Origin of the sequence: Pseudomonas sp. EA_35y_Pfl2_R5 (assembly GCF_963970805.1) — a bacterium.
Classification (GTDB): domain Bacteria; phylum Pseudomonadota; class Gammaproteobacteria; order Pseudomonadales; family Pseudomonadaceae; genus Aquipseudomonas.
The window spans coordinates 108,684-128,287 of record NZ_CAXAOW010000012.1 but is presented as its reverse complement, the minus strand read 5'-3'; the positions used below and the strand labels follow the sequence as shown (position 1 = coordinate 128,287).

Genomic DNA, 19,604 nt, shown 5'->3' with positions numbered 1-19,604 from the left:
TGGCTCACCTGGGCCAACCAGCGCTGAAAGGCTTGAGTATCCATGGTGGGCTGACCTCACAAGCGGATGTCTGCCTTAAAGCGTAGTCCTTGCAACACGGTCTTGGGACATAGCCATAAAAAAGCCCGGTCAGTGACCGGGCTTTTCGTGCAATCGCAGATTACTCAGCCAGGCCCGCGCGGCCCTGGGCGACAAAGCGCATCATCCACTCGGCCACGGTGTGGCCCTGGTGGTCGCGCTGCAGGCTGTCGATACCCTTGGAGTAGGCAGGCTCACCAATATGCTGCTGGCGCAGGTCGAGCAACGCGCGTGAGTAGTCATGCACAAACTCGGGGTGGCCCTGGAAGCACAGCACCTGATCGCCAATGCAGTAGGAGGCAATCGGGCAAAACTCACTGCTGGCCAGCAAGGTGGCGTTTAGCGGCAATTGGGTGACTTGGTCCTGGTGGCTGATCAGCAGAGTCAGGTCTTCCAGATCAGGGCTCATCCAGGTCGGTTTGCCTGCCATGCGGTACTGGTGGATACCCACCCCCCAGCCTTGCACTGCGCGCTCGGCTTTGCCGCCCAGCAGCAGCGCCAGCAGCTGATGACCGAAACACACACCGAGCAGCTTGTCGCCGCGATTGTAGCGCTCCAGCAGGTAGGTTTTCAGCGTCTGGATCCAGGCATCGGCGCCAAATGAATCTGCCTTGCTGCCCGTCACCAGATAGGCATCGTAGCGCTCGCTGTCCGGCGGGTAATGCCCCTCCATCACGTTGTACACCTTGAACTCGGCAGCAATCGGCTGGCGGGCGAATAATTGCTCGAACATACGGCCATAACTGTCGTATTGGTCGACCAATTCAGGGCGAAGAACATCGGTTTCCAGGATGCATATCTGCAGCGGCATATGGGCGGTTACCTAGGGCGCAGGAAGTTGTTTTACCAGCGCGCAAGCGTGCCTGCTGACAGGCTGCAAGGCAATAGCTGCGGGGCAAAACCGACCAATTACCCAGAGCCCATCAGCGCCCTCGATAGTCACCATAAGCACCATTCACTTCTGTCGATAGCGGCACGCGCAGATGATCTGGCCATCGGGCACTGCGCCCCCCCCCCACCAGAGGGCATCACCATGACCAGTTTTTCCGCCATCGCCAGCCTGCTTGCCGCTTCAGCCTTTACCAGCAGCCACAGTGCTAGCAGCCAGCGCCAAGCCGAGAAAGTGCAAGCCGCACAACCTAAGCCCGACCAGAACGCCGCTAAATAACTGCGCCAGTAGCACGAGGAAATCGCCATGAGCATCACCCAATCGTTGAGCAATCAGAACGTCTATGGCGTGACCTATGCCACTGTCGACGACAGTGGCATCCACTTCGAGTCCGAGCTGGCCATTCAGCTCAGCGATGGCACCCTGACCACCCTGCGCATGCCCACTCACCTGAGCGAGCGTCAGGCTATCCAGCAGCTGGTGTGCGGCCGTCAGGCCTGCTGACCGCTACTGCGCTGGCATCGGGCAGCTGAGGTCGCCTTCTTCACAAACAGCCAGCTGCTCCAGCTCCTTGACCCGCGCGGCGGTCTTTTGCGTCAGGCAGCCGTTAAGCACCATTGGATAGGCCGAACCGCCCTCTACCGAAGCCGACTCAAACGCGCAGGCCAGGTCGCGGAACTTGATCCAGGCCAGCTGCACCTCTTTGAGCTGCTGCTTCTGCCCATCATCCAGACGCTTGCGATAATCGCCGTACAGCTGATTCAGCCGTTTGTCCTGAGCGGCGTAGTCCGCCGCCGCGCACTGGTTAAGGGTGAATTGATCCATGGCATTGGCGCAGTCATCCGCCCACACCGGTGCGGCCAGTAAGCCCAGGCTGATTGCCAGCGCACTGCGTATCACGACGTTCATAACACCTCCCTTGCGCCACACCCACGTGGCGGTTGCAACAGTCTAGTGTCATGCCCATAAAAAACCGGCTCACAGGGAGCCGGTTTTCAGTACTTTTGCTTGAACACGACGATTTTAGAAGCCCTGGTTCTTCGCCGCTTTTTCCAACAACAGCGCCGGCGGCAGGAAGCGCTCGCCATACTGCTCAGCCAGGTACTGGGCGCGGGCGACAAAGTCCTTCACCCCGTACTGATTGATAAACTGCAGCGCACCACCGGTCCAGGCAGCAAAACCAATGCCCATGATCGAGCCGATATTGGCGTCGGCCACCGACTTGAGCACGCCCTCTTCCACGCAGCGCACGGTTTCGATGGCCTGGATAAACAGGATGCGATCACGTACGTCGATCTGCGAGATCTGCGCGTCCGGCTTCTCGAAACGCGCCTTCAGCTCCGGCCACAGGTGCTTCTTGCCACCCGCCGGAGCGCCGGCCGCCGGATATTCGTAGAAGCCGGCACCTGCCGCCTTGCCCGGCCGTTTGTACTCGTTAAGCATCATGTCGATCACCGCGAACGCAGGGTGCGCAGGGATCTGTTTGCCCTCGGCGGCGAGGTCCTTGATGGTCTGCTGACGGATATGGTTCATCAAGCTCATCGACACTTCGTCGCTGATCGCCAGCGGGCCGACCGGCATGCCGGCCTTGCGCGCTTCGTTTTCGATCATTGCAGCGCTCACGCCCTCGCCCAACATGGCCAGGCCCTCGTTGGTGAAGGTGCCGAACACCCGCGAGGTGAAGAAGCCGCGGCTGTCGTTGACCACGATCGGGGTCTTCTTGATCTGCATCACGTAGTCGAAGCCGCGCGCCAGAGTCTCGTCGCTGGTGTGCTCGCCCTTGATGATTTCCACCAGCGGCATCTTGTCCACCGGGCTGAAGAAATGCAGGCCGATAAACTTGTCCTGCTTCTGCACGGCAGTGGCCAGGCCGGTGATCGGCAGAGTCGAGGTGTTGGAGGCGATCACTGCATCCGCTAACGCAGCGCGCTCGGCAGCGGCAGTGACATTGGCCTTGAGGTCACGATCCTCGAACACCGCTTCGATAATCAGGTCGCAGCCTTCAAAGTCGGCATCGCTAACCGTCGGTTTGATTCGCGCCAGGATGCCATCGCGCTTGTCGGCGCTCATCTGGCCACGGCCGACCTTCTTCTCCAGCAGCTTGGCCGAGTAATCCTTGCCCTTCTCGGCCGCCTCGATGGAGATGTCCTTGAGCACCACCTCAATACCGGCGACTGCCGACACATAGGCAATACCGGCGCCCATCATGCCGGCACCGAGCACGCCGACCTTCTTGGTCACGTAGGGCTCGAAGCCTTGCGGGCGAGAGCCGCCAGCGTTGATTTCATTGAGTTGGAACCAGAAGGTGCCAATCATGTTCTTCGCCACCTGGCCGGTGGTCAGCTCGGTGAAGTAGCGCGCTTCGATGATCTGCGCGGTGTCGAAGTCGACCTGAGCACCCTCGACAGCGGCACACATGATCTTCTCCGGCGCCGGGAAGCAGCCTTTGGTCTTGTCGCGCAAAACACTCGGGGCGATGGCCAGCATCTGGGCCACGTTCGGGCTCGACGGCGTGCCGCCGGGGATCTTGTAACCCGCCACATCCCAAGGCTGCTTGGGCGCCGGGTTGGTGGCGATCCAGGCGCGGGCCTTGGCCAGCAGGTCATCCTTGTCGGAAGCCAGTTCGTGGATCAAGCCTGCCTTGAGCGCGGCGTCCGGACGGACCTTCTTGCCTTCGACCAGGTACGGCAGAGCCTTTTCCAGGCCGAGCAGACGCACCATGCGCACCACACCACCGCCGCCCGGCAGCAGGCCAAGAGTTACTTCCGGCAGGCCGAGCTGGATGCTGGAGCTGTCCAGAGCGATACGGTGATGGCAGGCCAGAGCAATTTCCCAGCCGCCACCCAGGGCCGCGCCATTGATCGCAGCGACCACGGGTTTACCCAAGCATTCCAGACGGCGCAGTTGGCCCTTGATGTTGAGAATCATCTGGTAGAAGGCCGGCGCGTCGGCCTTGGTGACCTTGATCAGTTCATTCAGATCACCGCCAGCAAAGAAGGTCTTCTTCGCTGAAGTAACGATCACCCCGGCAATGGAGTCCTTCTCGGCTTCCAGGCGGTCGACGACCTTGCCCATGGCCTCGCGGTATACCGCGTTCATGGTGTTGGCGCTCTGGCCGGGCATGTCCATGGTCAGCACGACGATATTGTCCTGGCCTTTTTCGTAACGGATGGCGTCAGTCATTACTTAATTCCTTTCTCACTGGCAGTTGCACTCAACTGGTGGGCAACGCAGAAACCGTAGGAGCGGGCCATGCCCGCGATCATCAGCACAACGTCGGCTTCGCGGGCATGGCCCGCTCCTACGCCTGATCAGACTCGTTCAATAATCGTGGCAATACCCATACCGCCGCCTACGCACAAAGTGGCCAGGCCGTAACGCAGCTGACGTTTCTCCAGTTCGTCGAGCAGGGTGCCGAGGATGGCGCAACCGGTTGCACCCAGTGGATGACCCATGGCGATGGAGCCGCCGTTGACGTTGACCTTGTCCTCGCTGATGCCCATGTCCTTCATAAACTTCATCACCACCGAAGCAAACGCCTCGTTGACCTCGAACAGGTCGATGTCATTGACGTTCAACCCAGCCTTGGCCAACGCCTTGCGGGTGGCAGGCGCTGGGCCGGTGAGCATGATGGTCGGGTCGGTACTGGTCACCGCAGTGGCGACTATGCGCGCACGCGGCTTCAAGCCCAGTTCCTTACCCTTGGCCTCGGAGCCAATCAGCATCAAGGCCGAACCGTCGACGATGCCCGAGCTGTTGCCCGGGGTGTGTACGTGGTTGATCTGCTCGACATGGCTGTAGACCCGCAGCGCGGTGCTGTCGAAACCCATCTGGCCCATCATTTCGAAGCTCGGCTTGAGCTTGCCCAGGCCTTCGAGAGTGGATTCACCACGGATAAATTCGTCGTGATCAAGCAGCACGATGCCGTTCTGGTCCGCCACCGGAATCAGTGACTTGCTGAACGAGCCGTCTTTGCTGGCGCGGGCGGCCTTCTGCTGCGAGCGCAGGGCGAAGCTGTCGACGTCCGTGCGACTAAAACCTTCGAGGGTGGCGATCAGGTCGGCGCCGATACCCTGCGGAGTGAAGTGGGTGTGCATATTGGTCGCCGGGTCCATCACCCAGGCCCCACCGTCGGAGCCCATGGGAATGCGCGACATCGACTCGACACCGCCGACCACCACCAGGTCCTCGAAACCGGAACGCACCTTCATTGCGCCCATATTCACCGCTTCCAGACCTGAGGCGCAGAAACGGTTGAGTTGCACGCCCGACACGCTGACATCCCAATCGGCCACCATGGCCGCGGTCTTGGCGATGTCCGCGCCCTGATCACCCACCGGCGTTACGCAGCCGAGCACAATGTCATCGACCTGGCTGGTGTCCAGGTTATTGCGCGCTTGCAGCGCCTTGAGTAGGCCGGCGATCAGGTCGACCGGCTTGATGCTGTACAGCGCGCCGTCCTTCTTGCCCTTACCGCGGGGCGTGCGCACGGCATCGAAAATATATGCTTCGGTCATGGCGTCCTCAGACCTCCAATGGAGGGTGGCTGATGGCGTAGGTCGAACCCACGCCTGTTTTTGTTGAGTGCAGTCACCATACGCCGCGCGCAGACAGGCTCAATGACCGAAGTGCTCAGGCCTATTGACCGCTCAGCTCAGACAAACGGTCAATCACTGAGCGAGGGCCAATAAGCACGTCTAGCTCAAGGTCCGCTTGCCAATAATTGGGCCTGCGTCATAACCACTGGCAACTAACCCGCGCACCTTAGTAATCAAGGCGTCTATAGCCAGACGCTGCGCGCCCCTACAGTTGAACCAAGCCACCGGCAAATAGAGCGCAGGTCGGCTGTTGTAGGCGTCGTCGCCGGGTTTTGCCGGGGCGGCTTGAATGATCAACACGAGGCGTGGCGTCGCATCCGCATATTGAGCAGGACAGCGACGACCACCCGCAAAAAACAACAAGGCCAACCGCCATGTTCAATCCAGTGAAAATGCGTCAGGCAGGCATGATCGTGTTTGCCACCACCGTCATTCTGATTCTTCCCAACCTGACCCGCTTAGTCAGCTAAACCCTGATTTCCTGCCCTGCCTGCCACCGTGGAGTGAGCCGGCAGCGGCAGCACAACCCTGCACCGCTTGAAAGCTGGCGCCTGTGCTAGGGTGATTTCAATCACCCCAAGGAGCACGCCATGCGCACCCTATTTACCACCCTCGGCCTGCTGGTCAGCCTGCCTCTGTTGGCCGGCGAAGCCGAACTCAGCGCCGCCGTTGTCGCCCTGCAATCACCGGAAAGCGTGCTGATCGATGTACGCACCGCCGATGAGTTTGCCGCCGGCGCATTGCCCGGAGCCGAGCAGATCGAGCATGAACAGATCGCCAGCCGCATCAGCGCCCTCGCCCCGGACAAGGACACCCCTATCGTGCTGTATTGCCGCAGCGGCCGTCGCTCCGGCATCGCCGAAGAAAGCCTGCGTGCCTTGGGCTACAGCAACCTGATCAACGCTGGCGGCTATGACGAACTGAAACTGGCTCTGGAGTCGCAGGATTGAACAAACGCACCCTCTGCATCACCCTGCTCACCCTCCTATCCTTCAGCCACCTGCACGCCGCCGAACTGACCCTGGAACTGGGCAACGGCAGCCAGCGCCTGAGCAGCGCCCAACTGCTCGCCCACCCGCAGGCGCAGACCATCGAGATCAGCGACGACGTCAGCTACAAACGCAACATGCATTACCGCGCCGTGCCGTTGGCGGCGCTGCTGGAAGGCGTGCAGCCAGGTGATCACCTGCAATTGCTGGCCAGTGACGGCTTTGCCGCCGAACTCTCCGCCGCTCCCGCGCTAAGCCAAACCGGCAGCCAGGCCTGGCTGGCCATAGAAGACCCAGAGCAGCCTTGGCCCACCCTAGGCAACGGTAAACCCAGCGCGGGACCGTTTTATCTCGTCTGGCAAAACCCCGGCGCCAGCCAGATCGGCCCAGAACAATGGCCCTTCCAACTCGCCACCATCCGCAAACTAGCCCCGGTGACGCAACGCTTCCCGCAACTACTGCCAGCGGCAGACGCCAGCCCGGCGGTGCAGGCCGGTTTTGTCCAGTACCAGAAGAACTGCATGGCCTGCCATCGCCTGAACGGCGCAGGCGACTCGCAATTCGGCCCCGATTTGAATATTCCGCATAACCCGACCGAGTATTTCAGCGGCGACTTTCTAACCCGCTATATCCGCGATCCGCAGAGCTTACGGCGCTGGCCGCAGGGCAAGATGCCAGGGTTTAACGAAGCGCTATTGAGCCGCACCGAACTCGCCAACTTATTGGACTATCTCTCGCATATGGCGGGCCGCAAAACAGCCATTGAGTAGCCAGTAAGTTGACGAGCCTCACCCAATCAGCGAAGTGAATCGGTAACGGAGAACGTTCCTCTGCTGATTTCCTCCAGTCACACCGAGTGAACTTATTGACGCCACAACCGACCGAAGAACTGGAACGTATTTTTTGGCGAAAGCGTATAGGGGCGTGAACACGCCTCTCCAGCGGAGGTTGTTATACCAATGGCAAATTGGGAGTTCTGGCTCAATCAAACCCTTTGGATAAATATTGTCATTGTGGCGATTGCCACTTTGGTGATCTACACAGCGATGCGCGCCCTGGTGGCTCGGCTAAGCGCGCATATGGCGACCTGGGCAGAGAAACGCCACAAACTGGGTTATCGGCTAATAGCCGAAATATTCCGTCAGACCAGCCGCTTCCTGCTCTTCGCATTTTCTCTAATGCTTGCTCTGAAGCTGGTGGAGCTCTCCGACAAATGGGAGTCAGGCCTTAGCCATGGCTGGTTCGTAGCCCTGTCGCTACAGATCGCGCTGTGGTTTGACAGCGGCATACGCCTATGGGCTAGCAGTTTACTGACGCACCCCGATGGCAGCACACGTAACCCGGTAACGACCACCATCATCGCAATCATGATTCGTGTGCTGGTATGGGCGATCATGTTGCTGTCGATTCTGGCCAACCTTGGCGTGAACATTACTGCTTTGGTTGCGAGCCTCGGCGTCGGCGGTATCGCAGTGGCACTAGCGGTACAAACGCTGCTTAGCGATGTGTTTGCGTCGCTATCAATCGGCGTCGACAAGCCGTTTGTGATCGGCGATTTCGTGGTATTCGGCGACGTAGCCGGCTCAATTGAGCATATCGGTTTGAAAACTACGCGCATCCGCAGCCTGAGCGGCGAGCAGATTGTCTGCTCGAACGCCGAATTGCTGCGCCAGACGCTGCACAACTACAAGCGTATGAACACCCGCCGAATCGTCTTCAAATTCGGCATCACCTACAACACACCGACCGAGAAAGTTCGCAAAGTCAGCCAATTAGTGGCCGATGTGATTAGGGCCGTACCAGATACAAAGTTTGATCGCGCCCATTTTCTGGCATTCGACGATTACCAGCTGACATTTGAGGTGGTCTATTTAGTGCTGAGTTCGGACTACAACAAGTACATGGATATCCAACAGGAAATAAACCTGGGCCTGCTACAGGGCCTGCGTGATCTCGAAGTGCAGTTCGCCTTTCCCACCTACAGCCTGGAATTCATCGGTGGCAACCTGCCGGATATACGCATCGCAGAACCACCTCGCGAACAGCCACAGAGCAACGGCAACGCCCAGAGCCCGCAGATGCAGTAGGCAGCTCCAGTTCGTAGGATGGGTCGGGCCGCGCAGGTGGAGCAACGCGATACCCATCAAATCGCTGTGCTGTTGCGTTTGGTTTACCCCAAAAAGCGTGCATAGACGCCAAACGCCCCTTCAGGAGGGTGAACAGAATCGTTATGTAGAGGGGTGAGCCGCATGGATGCGGCGCTGGGCGCCACCGCGATAAAGGGCCAGGGACGGCCCTTGTACGCCGACCCTCGGAGCAATGATTCTGTTCACGAACCCTGCCGCAGGCAGGGCCGGATGTCGGGGCTAGACCTTTTGGTTCCTTTTGGGGCAATTGCCAAAAGGGACTCGCCCGTAAGGGGCGAAACCAGAACTAGAGCCGCCCGCGAAAACTGAACCGCACAGCGATCCCTAAAAGCGCCAGCAGGCAAACCAGTACAACGGCGACCACCGCTTGGTGGGTTACGTGGCGCCCAAGCTCCGAGCTGGACAATCAATCTCGGATCAGCGCCACTAACCCACCCGAAGCCAGCGCAGCGGCCTTACTGCTGTTGCACCTGCAGCAACGGCGCTACATCCACCTGCGCGTGCATCTGCTCAATGCCACCGCCCCGGCGCATGCCGCGTACCGGGCAGGCATCCAGATAATCCAGGCCTACGGCCAACTTCAAATGCCGCTCCGGCTTGGCCAGGCAGTTGGTTACGTCAAAGCTGTACCAGGCGCCATCCAGCCAGGCTTCGGCCCAGGCGTGGCTGGCCAGGTGGTCTTCGCTGTCGGTAAACAGATAACCCGAAACATAACGCGCCGGAACGCCCAGGCTGCGCGCGCAGGCGAGAAAGGCGTGGGCGTGGTCCTGGCAGACACCGCTGCCGCCGGCGAATGCCTCGCTGGCGCTGGTTTCCACGGCGGTGGTGCCGGGTTGGTAGCTGATGTGCGCATTCAGCGCGTACATCAGGTCGATCAGGCCGCTGCGGTCAGCGCGGCTGTGGCTTTGCAACTGGGCGAACTCGCGCAGGGCGACGTCGGCTTCGGTCAGGCGGGTAAAGCGCAGAAACGGCCAGGCCGACTGGCTTTCGTGCTCGGCTTCGCGCGACTCGTCAATTTCCACCTGGCCATGGGCACCGATGACGATGGACTCGTGCGGCTCATCCAGGGTCAGCACATGCAGGATATTGCCGTAGGGGTCGATTTGCGCGCGCACCGGGCGCGGCAAACTTAATGCCCAGCTGATCACGTGCTGGCGCTCACTGTCGTGCGGGGTCATGCGCAAATACTGGATGCTATTGCGTACCTGATCTTGATAACGATAGGTAGTGTCGTGGCTGATTGACAGTCTCATGCGACCTCCAGGTAGGAGCTTTGGATGGCTTGACCTAGCTGGCGAACCAGCAGGATGAAATCGGTGAGCCAGGCGTGCAGGCCTTCGTCGAGCACTTCTTCGATGCTGGTGTAACGCAGTCGTGCTTCCAGTTCGGCAGCCAGGCGCTGGGCTGGGCGGCCGTTGTCGCCGGGCAAGCTGGCGAGCATCAGGTTGAGCTCGTCCATGCAGGCACGCAGCGAGCGCGGTATGTCGGCGCGCAGCAGCAACAATTCAGAGACTTTGCGCGTACCAGGCGAGCCACGATAGATCTCGGCAAACGCCTCGAATGACGACAAGGCGCGTAGCAGCGCGGTCCACTGGTAGTAGCTACGCGCTGGGCGGCCGTCGATTTCGTCGATGTCCTCACCGAGCATTTCATAGCGCGCATCGATCAGGCGCAGGGTATTGTCGGCGCGTTCAATAAAGGTGCCCAACCGGATAAAACGGTACGGGTCGCCACGCATGATGGTGCCGAAGGTGGCGCCACGAAACAGGTGCGAGCGTTCCTTGACCCACTCACAGAAGCGGCTGATACCGTAACGCCCCAGCCCCTCTTCGGCGATGCCGCGAATCTCCAACCAGGTGGCATTGATGTTTTCCCACATGTCGGCGGTGATCCGCCCGCGCACTGCGTGAGCGTTGCTACGTGCAGCCTGCAGGCAGCAATAAATGCTCCCCGGGTTGCTCGCATCCAAGGCGAAGAAATCCAGCATGCGCTCGGCATGCATCGGGCCATGGCGCGCCAGGTATTCATCCAGGGTGCCGGTAATCAGCAGCGGCAGAGCCAATTCTTCCAGGCCATCGCCGCGACCGTCTTGTGGCATCAACGACAGCGAGTAGCTGACATCCAGCATGCGTGCCAGGTTCTCCGCTCGTTCCAAGTAGCGTGACATCCAGTACAGATCAGAGGCCGTTCGGCTCAGCATGGTGAATCCTCCACGATCCAGGTGTCTTTAGTACCGCCACCTTGGGACGAATTGACCACCAGCGAGCCTTCGAGCAATGCCACGCGGGTCAGGCCGCCAGGGACGATGCGGGTTTCCTTGCCCGACAGAACGAACGGGCGTAGGTCGATATGCCGCGGTGCAATACCGCGCTCAACAAAGGTCGGACAGGTCGACAGGCACAGGGTTGGCTGCGCGATATAGGCTTCTGGCCGGGCGATCAGCCGCGTGCGGAACTCTGCGATCTCGGCCTTGCTGGCCGCGGGACCAACCAACATGCCGTAGCCGCCAGAACCCTGTGTTTCCTTGACCACCAGCTGCTCCAGATTGGCCAGCACGTGGGAAAGCTCGGCCGGTTTTCGGCACTGAAAGGTCGGCACGTTCTTCAGGATCGGCTCTTCGCTCAGGTAAAAGCGGATCATGTCGTCGACGTAGGGATAGACCGATTTATCGTCCGCCACGCCAGTGCCTACAGCATTGGCCAGCACCACGTTGCCGCTGCGGTAGCAGGCCAGCAGGCCGGGTACGCCGAGCATGGAGCCCGGATTGAACGCCAGCGGGTCAAGGAAGGCATCGTCGAGGCGACGGTAGATCACATCCACCTGTTTGGCCCCAGATGTGGTGCGCATAAAGAGTTTGTCGTCGCGCACAAACAGGTCTGCGCCCTCGACCAACTCCACGCCCATCTCACGGGAGAGGAAGGCATGTTCGAAGTACGTGCTATTGAAGCGCCCCGGCGTCAGCACCACGACATTGGGGTTATCCAACGGGCTGGAGGATTTGAGCGTATCGAGGAGCAAGTTGGGGTAGTGATCAACCGGCGCCACGCGCTGGGCGGCGAACAGCTCGGGGAACAGCCGCATCATCATCTTGCGGTCTTCGAGCATGTAGCTGACGCCGCTGGGGGTGCGTAGGTTGTCTTCCAGCACGTAGTAACTACCGTCGCCATCGCGTACTAGGTCGACGCCGGCGATGTGCGCGTAAAGGTCACGATGCAAGTTGAGGCCCTGCATGGCGATCTGGTAGCCCTCATTGGCCAGCACCTGCTCGGCCGGAACAATGCCGGCCTTGATGATGCGCTGGTCGTGGTAAAGGTCGCCAAGGAACATATTCAGCGCCTGCACGCGCTGGATGCAACCGCGTTCGACGATGCGCCATTCGCTGGCCGGAATGCTGCGGGGAATGATATCGAATGGAATCAGGCGCTCGGTGCCCTGATCATCGCCGTACAGGGTGAAGGTGATCCCGGCGCGATGGAACAGCAGGTCGGCTTCACGGCGGCGCTGGGCCAGCAGTTCATCCGGGGTATCCGCTAACCAGCGGGCAAAAGCTTGATAGTGCGGGCGGACAGCGCCACTCGCGTCGTACATCTCGTCATAAAAGATGCGGGCCATGCCGTACTCCTTGTCACCCGGACATGGAGACAACGTTGCAAAGCCCGCGCCACTACAAAAATATATTAAATATCAATTGGTTAAATAATTACCGTGATCATTTCGCACCAAGATAAGACGTATCAGTGCCCTGCCTATCACTGGCCGCGCCATTTTATGGCGGCGGCTTACAAACCGGCCAAATGCAGCCAGTGCCGGTAGAAGCCTCCGGCCGCGCGATTCAGTTCAGCGATCTTAGCCGGCAGCTCGTCGAGCATCTGCGCCCTGCTCTGCTGGCTCGGCTGGGTGTCATCCAGCAAGTGGTGCCAATCGTCTAGCCACTGGCGTACCAGGGCTTCGTTCATTTCCGGGTGGCCTTGCAGGGCCAGGACTTTATCGCCCCAGGCAAACGCCTGGTTGCTGCACCAGGGGCTGCTAAGCAAAGCCTGCGCACCGGCGGGAATGGCAAAGCTGTCGCCGTGCCACTGAAACATCGGGAACTGTTCGGGCAAATGCTCCAGCCAGGGGCTAGGCGCCGCCTGGTCAAGACGGGTCAGCGGCTGCCAGCCGCTTTCGGTATAGGGCATGCGGCTGACTTCCGCGCCCAGGGCCTTGGCCAACAGTTGACCACCCAGGCAATGGCCGATCAGCGGAATATCGCGGCGGATAAAATGCTGCAGCGCGGCCACTTCGGTGGCCAGCCAGGGCAGCGGATCATTGACACTCATCGGCCCACCCATAATGGCCACGGCCTTGGGCCGGTCAAGGTCGATGCCCTGCAACTCGCCAAGGTCCGCGCGCAGCACGGTAAAAGGATGGCCCGCTTGTTCCAGCACCTTACCCAGATGGGCCGGCGGACAGTAGTCAATATGGGTAAAAATCAGGATATCGCTCATGCGCCAAGTCTGAAGCAAAGCGCAGGCTGGGGTCGAGGGGCGATTGGTTGGGGGGCGAGTTAGCGGAGTAAAAGACACTGGCCAGCTTATGGCTGGCCAGTGTGCAGGCTTCAGGGCTGCCTTACCTCCTGGGTAACGCCCCACCCATCCAGTTTGCCGCCAAGCGGCGCCACGACGGACTCCAGATCATGCTCGAAGTCATCGATGCCGTGATATGTCGCGAACATTACTTTACTGACTTGCAGGTGCCATACACCGTCATCACGCTCGGTCACCAGGGCGTGTAAAGACTCACCGCGAAATTTGCGGGTCGCCATACGGGCCCGCTCCTCATCAGGGAAAAGGGCGTAGAACTCGATGGGATGGAAGCTGGCAAAGTCGAAGCCACCCTCCTTCATCCGCCGTAAAACCCCGTTACTGACATCATCGTGCAAGGCTGTGCTCATGAAGTGACCTCCTCAGGCGATGGATAAATTTACAGGACGCTAAAGAACCAACTAGGTGTCGATACTGCAGTGCAACGACCTGGTAAACGCTTTCCCATTGCGACCGCCAGAGCTTCAGCGGTGTTACGGCACCGATTGCAGTGCCGCCCGAGAATCAAGCGATATGCTGCTTGATATGTCATAAGCCAGACCTGAAAACAGGACTGGTCAACGCAGGCTTGTTCAGAGCGAACAAGTCAGAAGCGCTAGTTGCAGACTAGCCCCATAAAACAGTCTTTGCCCAGCGAAAGTTGTTAGATCCTGTATCGGGCCGGCTGCGCGTCGGCGATACGGCGTTAGAAATGGCCTCGGGCTGCTCATTTACAACCGTAAACTCCGCGCCCTCGGCCATTTCTGCCTTGTCTCGCTCTAGCTCACGCGCCCCGAAACAGGCTCTAGCCTATATATAGCCAGGTAGTTACTCGCGACTTAACCAAGCCATGATGCGCCGGCTCAGCCAAACAGGCGTCAGTTGGCCGGACCAGTACAACAGCTTGAATGGCAGGCTGATCGGCCGGTGTACCGCATGGCTGCGGCTTTGCGCCCAAGCAGCCTGGGCCACGCGGCCTCGGCCTCAAGCTTGACGCCCAGACGGCGCAGCACCGGGGCCTGGAAGCGTTGGTTATTGAGCATCGGCGTGCTGACAAACGGCGGCATCAAATCGCCGACGCGGATGCCGTGCTTGGCCCATTCCAGATCCAGTGCCTCGGTCAACCCGCGTACAGCGAACTTGGACGCCGAATAGCTGGCCAGATGCGGCACACCGTAAACACCCGAGGCCGAACCCATATTGATCACCTGGGCGTCGGGCGTGGCTTTCAGGTAAGTAAAAGCCGCGTGGGTCATGTTCAGCAGGCCCTGCACATTGATCTGCAGGATGCGCGCATGCTCACTCAGTTCGATTTCTTCAAAGTGTCCACATTGCAGAATCCCGGCGCTGTTGAACAGCAGACGCAACTGGCCGCCATGTAGGCCGCAAAAGTCGGCCAGAGCAACCTTGACCGCGGCCGGATCAGCCACATCCAATTCGGCATGCCAGACATTGCCCAACTCACCGGCCAGTTTGGCCAGCGCCTGATGGTTGATATCCAGCAAGCCGACCTGCCAGCCATGCTGGTGAAACAGCCTGGCAGTCGCTGCGCCGATCCCCGAGGCCGCGCCGGTAATCAGGATATTGCTCACTCAGCAGCCTCGCTCACGCAGAAAGCTCACCACTTCAGCCAGGGCAAAATCGGCAGCCTTTAGTATGCCCGCGTGGGCCTGGAACACATGCCATAGGTCCGGATAACGCTGCAGGCGCACATCCACACCCGCCGCCTGGGCCTTGTCGGCAAAACGCAGGCTGTCGTTACGCAAAATCTCGTCTTCACCCACCTGGATCAACACAGGGGCCAAGCCATGCAGGTCAGCAAACTGCGGCGACAAGCCAGGGTCGTCGTGGGCCAAGCCCGCCGGGCAATACAGCGCCAGGGCCTGTTCCACCCATTTGCGGTGGATCAGCGGGTCACCGGCTGGCGGCTCGTGCAGCTGCGTGCCGGTAAAGTCAGTGACCGGAGAGAAGCACACCAACGCTGCCGGTTGCGGCAGATCCAGATCACGCAAACGCAAACTGGTAATCAACGCCAAGTTGCCACCAGCAGAGTCGCCGCCAATCACGATCTGCTCGGGCGTATAACCCAGCGTCAGCAGTTCCTGAAACGCCGCCAAGGCATCGTCACGGGCGGCTGGGTACTGATGCTCGGGTGCCAGGCGGTAATCCAGCGCGCAAACCTCCATCTGCCCGCGCTTGGCCAGGTTGGAGCAGATCGCCCTGTGGGTATTTGGCCCGCCGATCAGGTAAGCACCGCCATGCAGGTACAGCAGCACCGTGCCGCGGCCGCTCTGCGGTTTATGCCACTCACAAGGTCGCCCGCCCAGGTTGCCAGCGCTACGAGTGATGCCGCGCGGCGCCGGGCTGGCAGCCGTCAGCAGGCGCAGCACCGCACGCTGGCCGGCAATCGGCATCGGTGGGCGCACCAGGCCACGGAACAACAGACGCAAGCTGGTACGCAGCGCACTGCGCAGTAACGCCTGGTCAGCTACGGGTGCGGTGAATTCAACGGGTGCATTCATAGTCATTGGGCTCCGGTGCACGGGTCTGCAGACGGTAAGTGAAGGTATAGCCCGGCCAGTTGTTGGTGCTTTTGCCGGCGGCGGTTTTGTACCAGCTTGAGCAGCCCTGCTCCCATATCGTTCGATGTGAACTGGCTTGAATCTGCTGGTTGTAGCGCTGCTGTACTGCGGCCTTTACGTCGACATAACGGGTGCCTTGCTGGCGCAGCAAATCGATGCAGCCGAGCACATAGCGGAACTGGCTTTCGAGCATGTAGATGATCGAATTGTGTCCCAGGTTGGTATTGGGCCCGTAAAGGATAAACAGATTGGGAAAGCCGCTAACGCTGATGCCCTTGTAGGCCTCGGCGCCGTCGCGCCAGGCCTGGTTCAGGTCTTGCCCGTCGAGGCCGCGAATCTGCATCGGTGCGAGAAAACTCGTGGCGGCAAAACCGGTGCCGTAGATCAGCACATCGCACGGGTGCTCGCGGCCATCGGCGGTGATGATGGCGCGCTCGCTGACGCGGCTGATCGCCTCACTGATCAGCGTCACATTGGGTTGCGCCAGGGCCGGCAGATAGTCATTGCTGATCAGGATGCGCTTGCAGCCCATGGGGTAATCCGGCTGCAGCTGGGTGCGCAGTTGCGGATCACGGATGTGCTGCTTGAGGTGACGTTCGAAGCTGAAGCGAAACAGCTTCATCAGCCACGGCATGCTGATAAAGGCCAAGCCGCGCGCTTCGTATTGCACGTATTTGAGGCCACGGTCGATACGCTGCACCCAGGGCAGCCGGCGCATCACCGCCAGCTCCCACGGCCGATAGGCGCGGTCCGGCTTGGCCAACACATAGGCCGGCGAGCGTTGAAACAGCTGCAGCTGCGCCACCTTGGGCTGGATCTGCGGAACAAACTGAATCGCCGAGGCGCCAGTGCCGATCACCGCCACGCGCTTGCCGGTCAGATCTAGATCGTGTCGCCAGCGCGCCGAGTGAAATGCCTCACCGGCAAACTGCTCGATCCCCGGCAACGCCGGATAGGCCGGCTGGTTAAGCTGACCACAGGCGCTGATCAGCACCTCGGCGCAGAGTTCTTCGCCATTGCTCAAGGTCACCCGCCACAGCGCTGCTGCCTCATCAAATGCCGCCGAGGCCACCTCGGCATTGCAACGAATGCGCGAACGCAGCTGGTACTTGGCCACGCAGTGCAACATGTAGCCGTGGATTTCCGCCTGGGGCGCGAACTTGCGGCTCCAGTCGCTTTTCGGCTCGAAGGAAAACGAATACAGGTGCGACGGCACATCGCAGGCCGCCCCAGGGTAGCTGTTGTCACGCCAGGTGCCGCCGATTTCTGCGGCCTTCTCCAGGATCAGAAAGTCCTCGACCCCAGCCTTCTGCAACTGGATGGCCATGCCCAGGCCGCCAAAGCCGCTGCCGATAATCAGCACGCGCAACGGGGCCTGGTTCTGGGAGTTGTTGTGCATTGTTATGTCCCCAACCGCAATCAGTGCGGATGCCAGGATGCTACTTACCTGGGTAGACAAAGGTTATGGCATAGCCGGACAAAGAATTGTGACTTTCGGACAGCCCGCCTGAGCACGGAGGAAGGCTCTGGCACTAAAAGTAAATTTCCGAGTAATCGGAACACCCACAGAGCTCGAATCAGCAATGGCAAAGTACGCAGATCAACACTCAGTGGGCGCGGATGTGTTCGCAGCGACTACCAGAACTTCCACCAGTGCTTGGGCCGAGTCATGCGGTTGCCGGTGTAGGTCTTCTGCGAAAACTTGGGGAACTCGCCAAAGACTTCGGGTAGCCGGTAGTTGTTCAGGCTATAGCCGTTGTCCAGCGCCTCCTGATAGTAGCGATCAAAGAGGCTCTGCAGGTCTTTGCGTGGGTGCGCCATGATCTGACCATCGAACCAATGCTTTCGCCCTTCCTCGGCCAGACGCGGAACCGAGAGATAGTGGGAGAACTGGGTGCCCATATCCGAGTAGTGAAGAATCTTGATCTGCTCAATCGGACTGTTCTCGCCGTCGATGTTGTTGTACTGGGTATCGAACGGCTGTATCACTCCCGTGTTGACCTTATAGTACTTCTTGAGTTGCTGATGCATCTCCGGCCGGCTCTTGATCTCCTCAATCGCGGGCAGGTGCTTTTCAGCCGCAGCGCAGTCCCACATCGACACGCAGAACCGCCAGGACTCCTGCCCACCCTTAGCCATGACTACCTTGCCGGGCTCAAAAGGTAGCTGCCAGAGCTCAGCCAGGTCGCACAGAACGATAACATCCGTGTCCATATAGATGGCCTTGCCCTGGTAACCGCAGTAGGCCGGAATGCCCCAGCGAAAGCCCGAGAACGGCGTAGTCCAGGCTTCGGTACGCCACCCCTGCTGCTGCGCAGGATTGGAATGCCAGAAACTCTGCGGGTCGCGGGAAAGCTGCATCCAGTGGATCTCGACAGGCATGGAGCAGTGTTTGCGAATGCTGTAGTCCAGCACCATCATTTGCTCCAAATCGCAATCGTTGGGGTCGCAGCCAACGAAAACCTTGATTACTTCCTGCATATATTGGAGTTCCTCTGCCACTGCCTGGCTCCGCTAAAATCTGATGCACTCAGCCCTGGGAGCCGGAGGCAAATTTCGGCGTACGCTAATGCTTTGCCGCTGGTAGATCAAGCACAGGTCTGCTGCCTCGGCAACTGTCTGGGCAGCCTTCGCGCAGCGCACCATCGCTATGGCATATTCGATCACTCTATTGTGACTTCCGGACAAACTCATGTCGGCCGCCCTCACCTCCCTGCCACGGCGCAGCATCACCAGCGTGCAACTGCTCACCCAACTGGGCATCGACCATGGCCTGAGTGTCGAACGCTGCCTGCACAACACCGGCCTCAACCCCCTGCAGCTGGCCGAGCTGCACAGTGAAATCGACGGCGAGCAGGAACTGCAACTGATCCGCAATCTTATCGACGCCCTGCCCGCGCAATACGACTTGGGCCTGCAAGCCGGCCTGCGTTATCAGCTGACCACTTACGGCATCTGGGGTTACGCCCTGCTCAGCAGCCAGACCTTCCGCCAGGCCGCCGAGCTGGGCCTGCGCTACCTGGACCTGACCTTTGCCTTCACCCGCATCACCTTGCGCGAAGACGCCAGCCAGGCGCATCTGCAGCTGGATGGCAGCCATTTGCCGGATCAGGTGCGCGATTTCCTTCTGCTGCGCGACGCCGTGGCGGTGATGGTGATTCAGCGCGAACTGACCGGCGCCAAGCTGCCCCTGTGCCGGGTGCAGCTGAGCATGCCAGCGCCGGCTGATCCTGCACGCTTTATCGAGCAATTCGGCCTGCTGCCGGAGTTCGCCTGCGCACAGAACTGCATCAGTTTTTCCCGTCATCTGCTCGACCTGCCCCTGCCCCGTGCCAATCCGCACAACGCGCAACTCTGTGAGCTGCAAAGCCAGGCTTTGCTAGCCAAACGGCAAGTGCGCAGCGGCCTGGCCGGACAGATTCGTGACCGTTTGCTGAGCACACCTGGCCGGCTGCCGGATATGGAGCTGATCGCCAGCGAGCTGAATCTCAGCGGCCGCACCTTGCGCCGCCGCCTAGAAGATCAGGGCAGCAGCTTTCGCCAGTTGCAGGAAGAAGTGCGCCAGGCCCTGGCCGAAGAACTGCTGGCCATCGCCAGCCTGAGCCTGGAGGAGATTGCCGAACGCCTGGGCTATAGCGAAGTGTCGAATTTTCTGCATGCCTTCAAACGCTGGAAAGGCCAGACGCCAGGCCAGTACCGCCAAGCACTGACCTGAAAGCGCGGCTGACAAGTCGTCGGCGCAGATGGCACTTTGCTATT

The 19,604-nt window shown here is 60.0% G+C and carries 19 protein-coding genes and 1 pseudogene; 7 read left to right on the top strand and 13 right to left on the bottom strand.

The genetic code is table 11. The features are described from left to right. Positions 1-160 precede the first annotated feature (160 nt). Positions 161-889 (bottom strand): amidotransferase, encoded by a 729-nt coding sequence (locus AACX99_RS17935; RefSeq protein WP_339413781.1) that lies wholly within the window; start codon positions 887-889, stop codon positions 161-163. Between the two features lie 222 nt (positions 890-1,111). Here AACX99_RS17935 and AACX99_RS17930 point away from each other — a divergent pair, with 222 nt between their 5' ends. Both AACX99_RS17930 and ptrC read left to right on the top strand, forming a co-directional pair. Then, on the top strand, positions 1,112-1,246 hold the full coding sequence (locus AACX99_RS17930) for a hypothetical protein (RefSeq protein WP_339413779.1): 135 nt from the start codon (positions 1,112-1,114) through the stop codon (positions 1,244-1,246). A 27-nt stretch (positions 1,247-1,273) separates the two neighbouring features. Continuing rightward, on the top strand, positions 1,274-1,471 hold the full coding sequence (gene ptrC / locus AACX99_RS17925) for a type III secretion system co-regulatory protein PtrC (protein ID WP_339413778.1): 198 nt from the start codon (positions 1,274-1,276) through the stop codon (positions 1,469-1,471). 3 nt (positions 1,472-1,474) lie between these two features. On the opposite strand, the gene AACX99_RS17920 is transcribed toward ptrC, so the two are convergent. From AACX99_RS17920 to AACX99_RS17910, 3 genes are all read right to left on the bottom strand, one after another. Next, positions 1,475-1,876 (bottom strand): lysozyme inhibitor LprI family protein, encoded by a 402-nt coding sequence (locus AACX99_RS17920; RefSeq protein ID WP_339413777.1) that lies wholly within the window; start codon positions 1,874-1,876, stop codon positions 1,475-1,477. A gap of 114 nt (positions 1,877-1,990) precedes the next feature. Beyond that, entirely contained in the window at positions 1,991-4,150 is a 2,160-nt protein-coding gene (locus AACX99_RS17915; protein WP_339413776.1) for a 3-hydroxyacyl-CoA dehydrogenase NAD-binding domain-containing protein, read from the bottom strand. A gap of 128 nt (positions 4,151-4,278) precedes the next feature. Continuing rightward, on the bottom strand, positions 4,279-5,484 hold the full coding sequence (locus AACX99_RS17910) for an acetyl-CoA C-acetyltransferase (RefSeq protein WP_339413775.1): 1,206 nt from the start codon (positions 5,482-5,484) through the stop codon (positions 4,279-4,281). Between the two features lie 386 nt (positions 5,485-5,870). On the opposite strand from AACX99_RS17910, the gene AACX99_RS17905 reads away from it, so the two are divergent. The 4 genes from AACX99_RS17905 (at position 5,871) to AACX99_RS17890 (ending at position 8,641) form a co-directional block, all read left to right on the top strand. Beyond that, positions 5,871-6,035, top strand: a complete 165-nt coding sequence (locus AACX99_RS17905) for a hypothetical protein (protein ID WP_339413792.1) — start codon at positions 5,871-5,873, stop codon at positions 6,033-6,035. A gap of 120 nt (positions 6,036-6,155) precedes the next feature. Beyond that, positions 6,156-6,515, top strand: coding sequence for a rhodanese-like domain-containing protein (locus AACX99_RS17900; RefSeq protein ID WP_339413774.1), 360 nt, complete (start codon positions 6,156-6,158; stop codon positions 6,513-6,515). Then, the gene (locus AACX99_RS17895) at positions 6,512-7,324 is read left to right on the top strand and encodes a cytochrome c (RefSeq protein ID WP_339413773.1); all 813 of its coding nucleotides are present in this window, start codon (positions 6,512-6,514) and stop codon (positions 7,322-7,324) included. The genes AACX99_RS17900 and AACX99_RS17895 overlap by 4 nt, the downstream gene beginning before the upstream one ends. A gap of 189 nt (positions 7,325-7,513) precedes the next feature. Beyond that, positions 7,514-8,641, top strand: coding sequence for a mechanosensitive ion channel family protein (locus AACX99_RS17890; RefSeq protein ID WP_339413772.1), 1,128 nt, complete (start codon positions 7,514-7,516; stop codon positions 8,639-8,641). A 515-nt stretch (positions 8,642-9,156) separates the two neighbouring features. Here the strand turns inward: AACX99_RS17890 and AACX99_RS17885 are convergent. The 9 genes and pseudogenes from AACX99_RS17885 to AACX99_RS17845 form a co-directional block, all read right to left on the bottom strand. After that, entirely contained in the window at positions 9,157-9,954 is a 798-nt protein-coding gene (locus tag AACX99_RS17885; protein ID WP_339413771.1) for a transglutaminase family protein, read from the bottom strand. Further along, positions 9,951-10,901, bottom strand: a complete 951-nt coding sequence (locus AACX99_RS17880) for an alpha-E domain-containing protein (protein ID WP_339413770.1) — start codon at positions 10,899-10,901, stop codon at positions 9,951-9,953. The genes AACX99_RS17885 and AACX99_RS17880 overlap by 4 nt, the downstream gene beginning before the upstream one ends. Beyond that, positions 10,895-12,313: a circularly permuted type 2 ATP-grasp protein gene (locus AACX99_RS17875; RefSeq protein ID WP_339413769.1), complete on the bottom strand. Its 1,419-nt coding sequence runs from the start codon at positions 12,311-12,313 to the stop codon at positions 10,895-10,897. Before AACX99_RS17875 ends, AACX99_RS17880 begins: the two co-directional genes overlap by 7 nt. 167 nt (positions 12,314-12,480) lie before the next feature. Continuing rightward, positions 12,481-13,188, bottom strand: coding sequence for a type 1 glutamine amidotransferase (locus tag AACX99_RS17870; RefSeq protein ID WP_339413768.1), 708 nt, complete (start codon positions 13,186-13,188; stop codon positions 12,481-12,483). 110 nt (positions 13,189-13,298) lie between these two features. Beyond that, positions 13,299-13,634, bottom strand: a complete 336-nt coding sequence (locus AACX99_RS17865) for a ribonuclease E inhibitor RraB (RefSeq protein ID WP_108490342.1) — start codon at positions 13,632-13,634, stop codon at positions 13,299-13,301. A gap of 457 nt (positions 13,635-14,091) precedes the next feature. Beyond that, a pseudogene (locus AACX99_RS17860) lies at positions 14,092-14,855 on the bottom strand (SDR family oxidoreductase). Continuing rightward, entirely contained in the window at positions 14,856-15,785 is a 930-nt protein-coding gene (locus AACX99_RS17855; protein ID WP_339413766.1) for an alpha/beta hydrolase, read from the bottom strand. Then, positions 15,769-17,244, bottom strand: a complete 1,476-nt coding sequence (locus AACX99_RS17850) for a flavin-containing monooxygenase (RefSeq protein WP_339413765.1) — start codon at positions 17,242-17,244, stop codon at positions 15,769-15,771. The genes AACX99_RS17855 and AACX99_RS17850 overlap by 17 nt, the downstream gene beginning before the upstream one ends. 236 nt (positions 17,245-17,480) lie before the next feature. Then, complete coding sequence (locus AACX99_RS17845; RefSeq protein WP_339413764.1) at positions 17,481-18,326, bottom strand: glycosyltransferase; 846 nt, start codon at positions 18,324-18,326, stop codon at positions 17,481-17,483. 211 nt (positions 18,327-18,537) lie between these two features. On the opposite strand from AACX99_RS17845, the gene AACX99_RS17840 reads away from it, so the two are divergent. After that, positions 18,538-19,560 carry an AraC family transcriptional regulator gene (locus AACX99_RS17840; RefSeq protein WP_339413763.1) on the top strand — a complete coding sequence of 341 codons (1,023 nt, stop codon included), beginning with the start codon at positions 18,538-18,540 and terminating at the stop codon, positions 19,558-19,560. The last annotated feature ends 44 nt before the right edge of the window (positions 19,561-19,604 follow it).

Bases quoted from the DNA above. Each gene is read 5' to 3' on its own strand.
- AACX99_RS17935 (WP_339413781.1), bottom strand. From the start codon at position 889: ATGCCGCTGCAGATATGCATCCTGGAAACCGATGTTCTTCGCCCTGAA.
- AACX99_RS17930 (WP_339413779.1), top strand. From the start codon at position 1,112: ATGACCAGTTTTTCCGCCATCGCCAGCCTGCTTGCCGCTTCAGCCTTT.
- ptrC (WP_339413778.1), top strand. From the start codon at position 1,274: ATGAGCATCACCCAATCGTTGAGCAATCAGAACGTCTATGGCGTGACC.
- AACX99_RS17920 (WP_339413777.1), bottom strand. From the start codon at position 1,876: ATGAACGTCGTGATACGCAGTGCGCTGGCAATCAGCCTGGGCTTACTG.
- AACX99_RS17915 (WP_339413776.1), bottom strand. From the start codon at position 4,150: ATGACTGACGCCATCCGTTACGAAAAAGGCCAGGACAATATCGTCGTG.
- AACX99_RS17910 (WP_339413775.1), bottom strand. From the start codon at position 5,484: ATGACCGAAGCATATATTTTCGATGCCGTGCGCACGCCCCGCGGTAAG.
- AACX99_RS17900 (WP_339413774.1), top strand. From the start codon at position 6,156: ATGCGCACCCTATTTACCACCCTCGGCCTGCTGGTCAGCCTGCCTCTG.
- AACX99_RS17890 (WP_339413772.1), top strand. From the start codon at position 7,514: ATGGCAAATTGGGAGTTCTGGCTCAATCAAACCCTTTGGATAAATATT.
- AACX99_RS17885 (WP_339413771.1), bottom strand. From the start codon at position 9,954: ATGAGACTGTCAATCAGCCACGACACTACCTATCGTTATCAAGATCAG.
- AACX99_RS17880 (WP_339413770.1), bottom strand. From the start codon at position 10,901: ATGCTGAGCCGAACGGCCTCTGATCTGTACTGGATGTCACGCTACTTG.
- AACX99_RS17875 (WP_339413769.1), bottom strand. From the start codon at position 12,313: ATGGCCCGCATCTTTTATGACGAGATGTACGACGCGAGTGGCGCTGTC.
- AACX99_RS17870 (WP_339413768.1), bottom strand. From the start codon at position 13,188: ATGAGCGATATCCTGATTTTTACCCATATTGACTACTGTCCGCCGGCC.
- AACX99_RS17865 (WP_108490342.1), bottom strand. From the start codon at position 13,634: ATGAGCACAGCCTTGCACGATGATGTCAGTAACGGGGTTTTACGGCGG.
- AACX99_RS17855 (WP_339413766.1), bottom strand. From the start codon at position 15,785: ATGAATGCACCCGTTGAATTCACCGCACCCGTAGCTGACCAGGCGTTA.
- AACX99_RS17850 (WP_339413765.1), bottom strand. From the start codon at position 17,244: ATGCACAACAACTCCCAGAACCAGGCCCCGTTGCGCGTGCTGATTATC.
- AACX99_RS17845 (WP_339413764.1), bottom strand. From the start codon at position 18,326: ATGCAGGAAGTAATCAAGGTTTTCGTTGGCTGCGACCCCAACGATTGC.
- AACX99_RS17840 (WP_339413763.1), top strand. From the start codon at position 18,538: ATGTCGGCCGCCCTCACCTCCCTGCCACGGCGCAGCATCACCAGCGTG.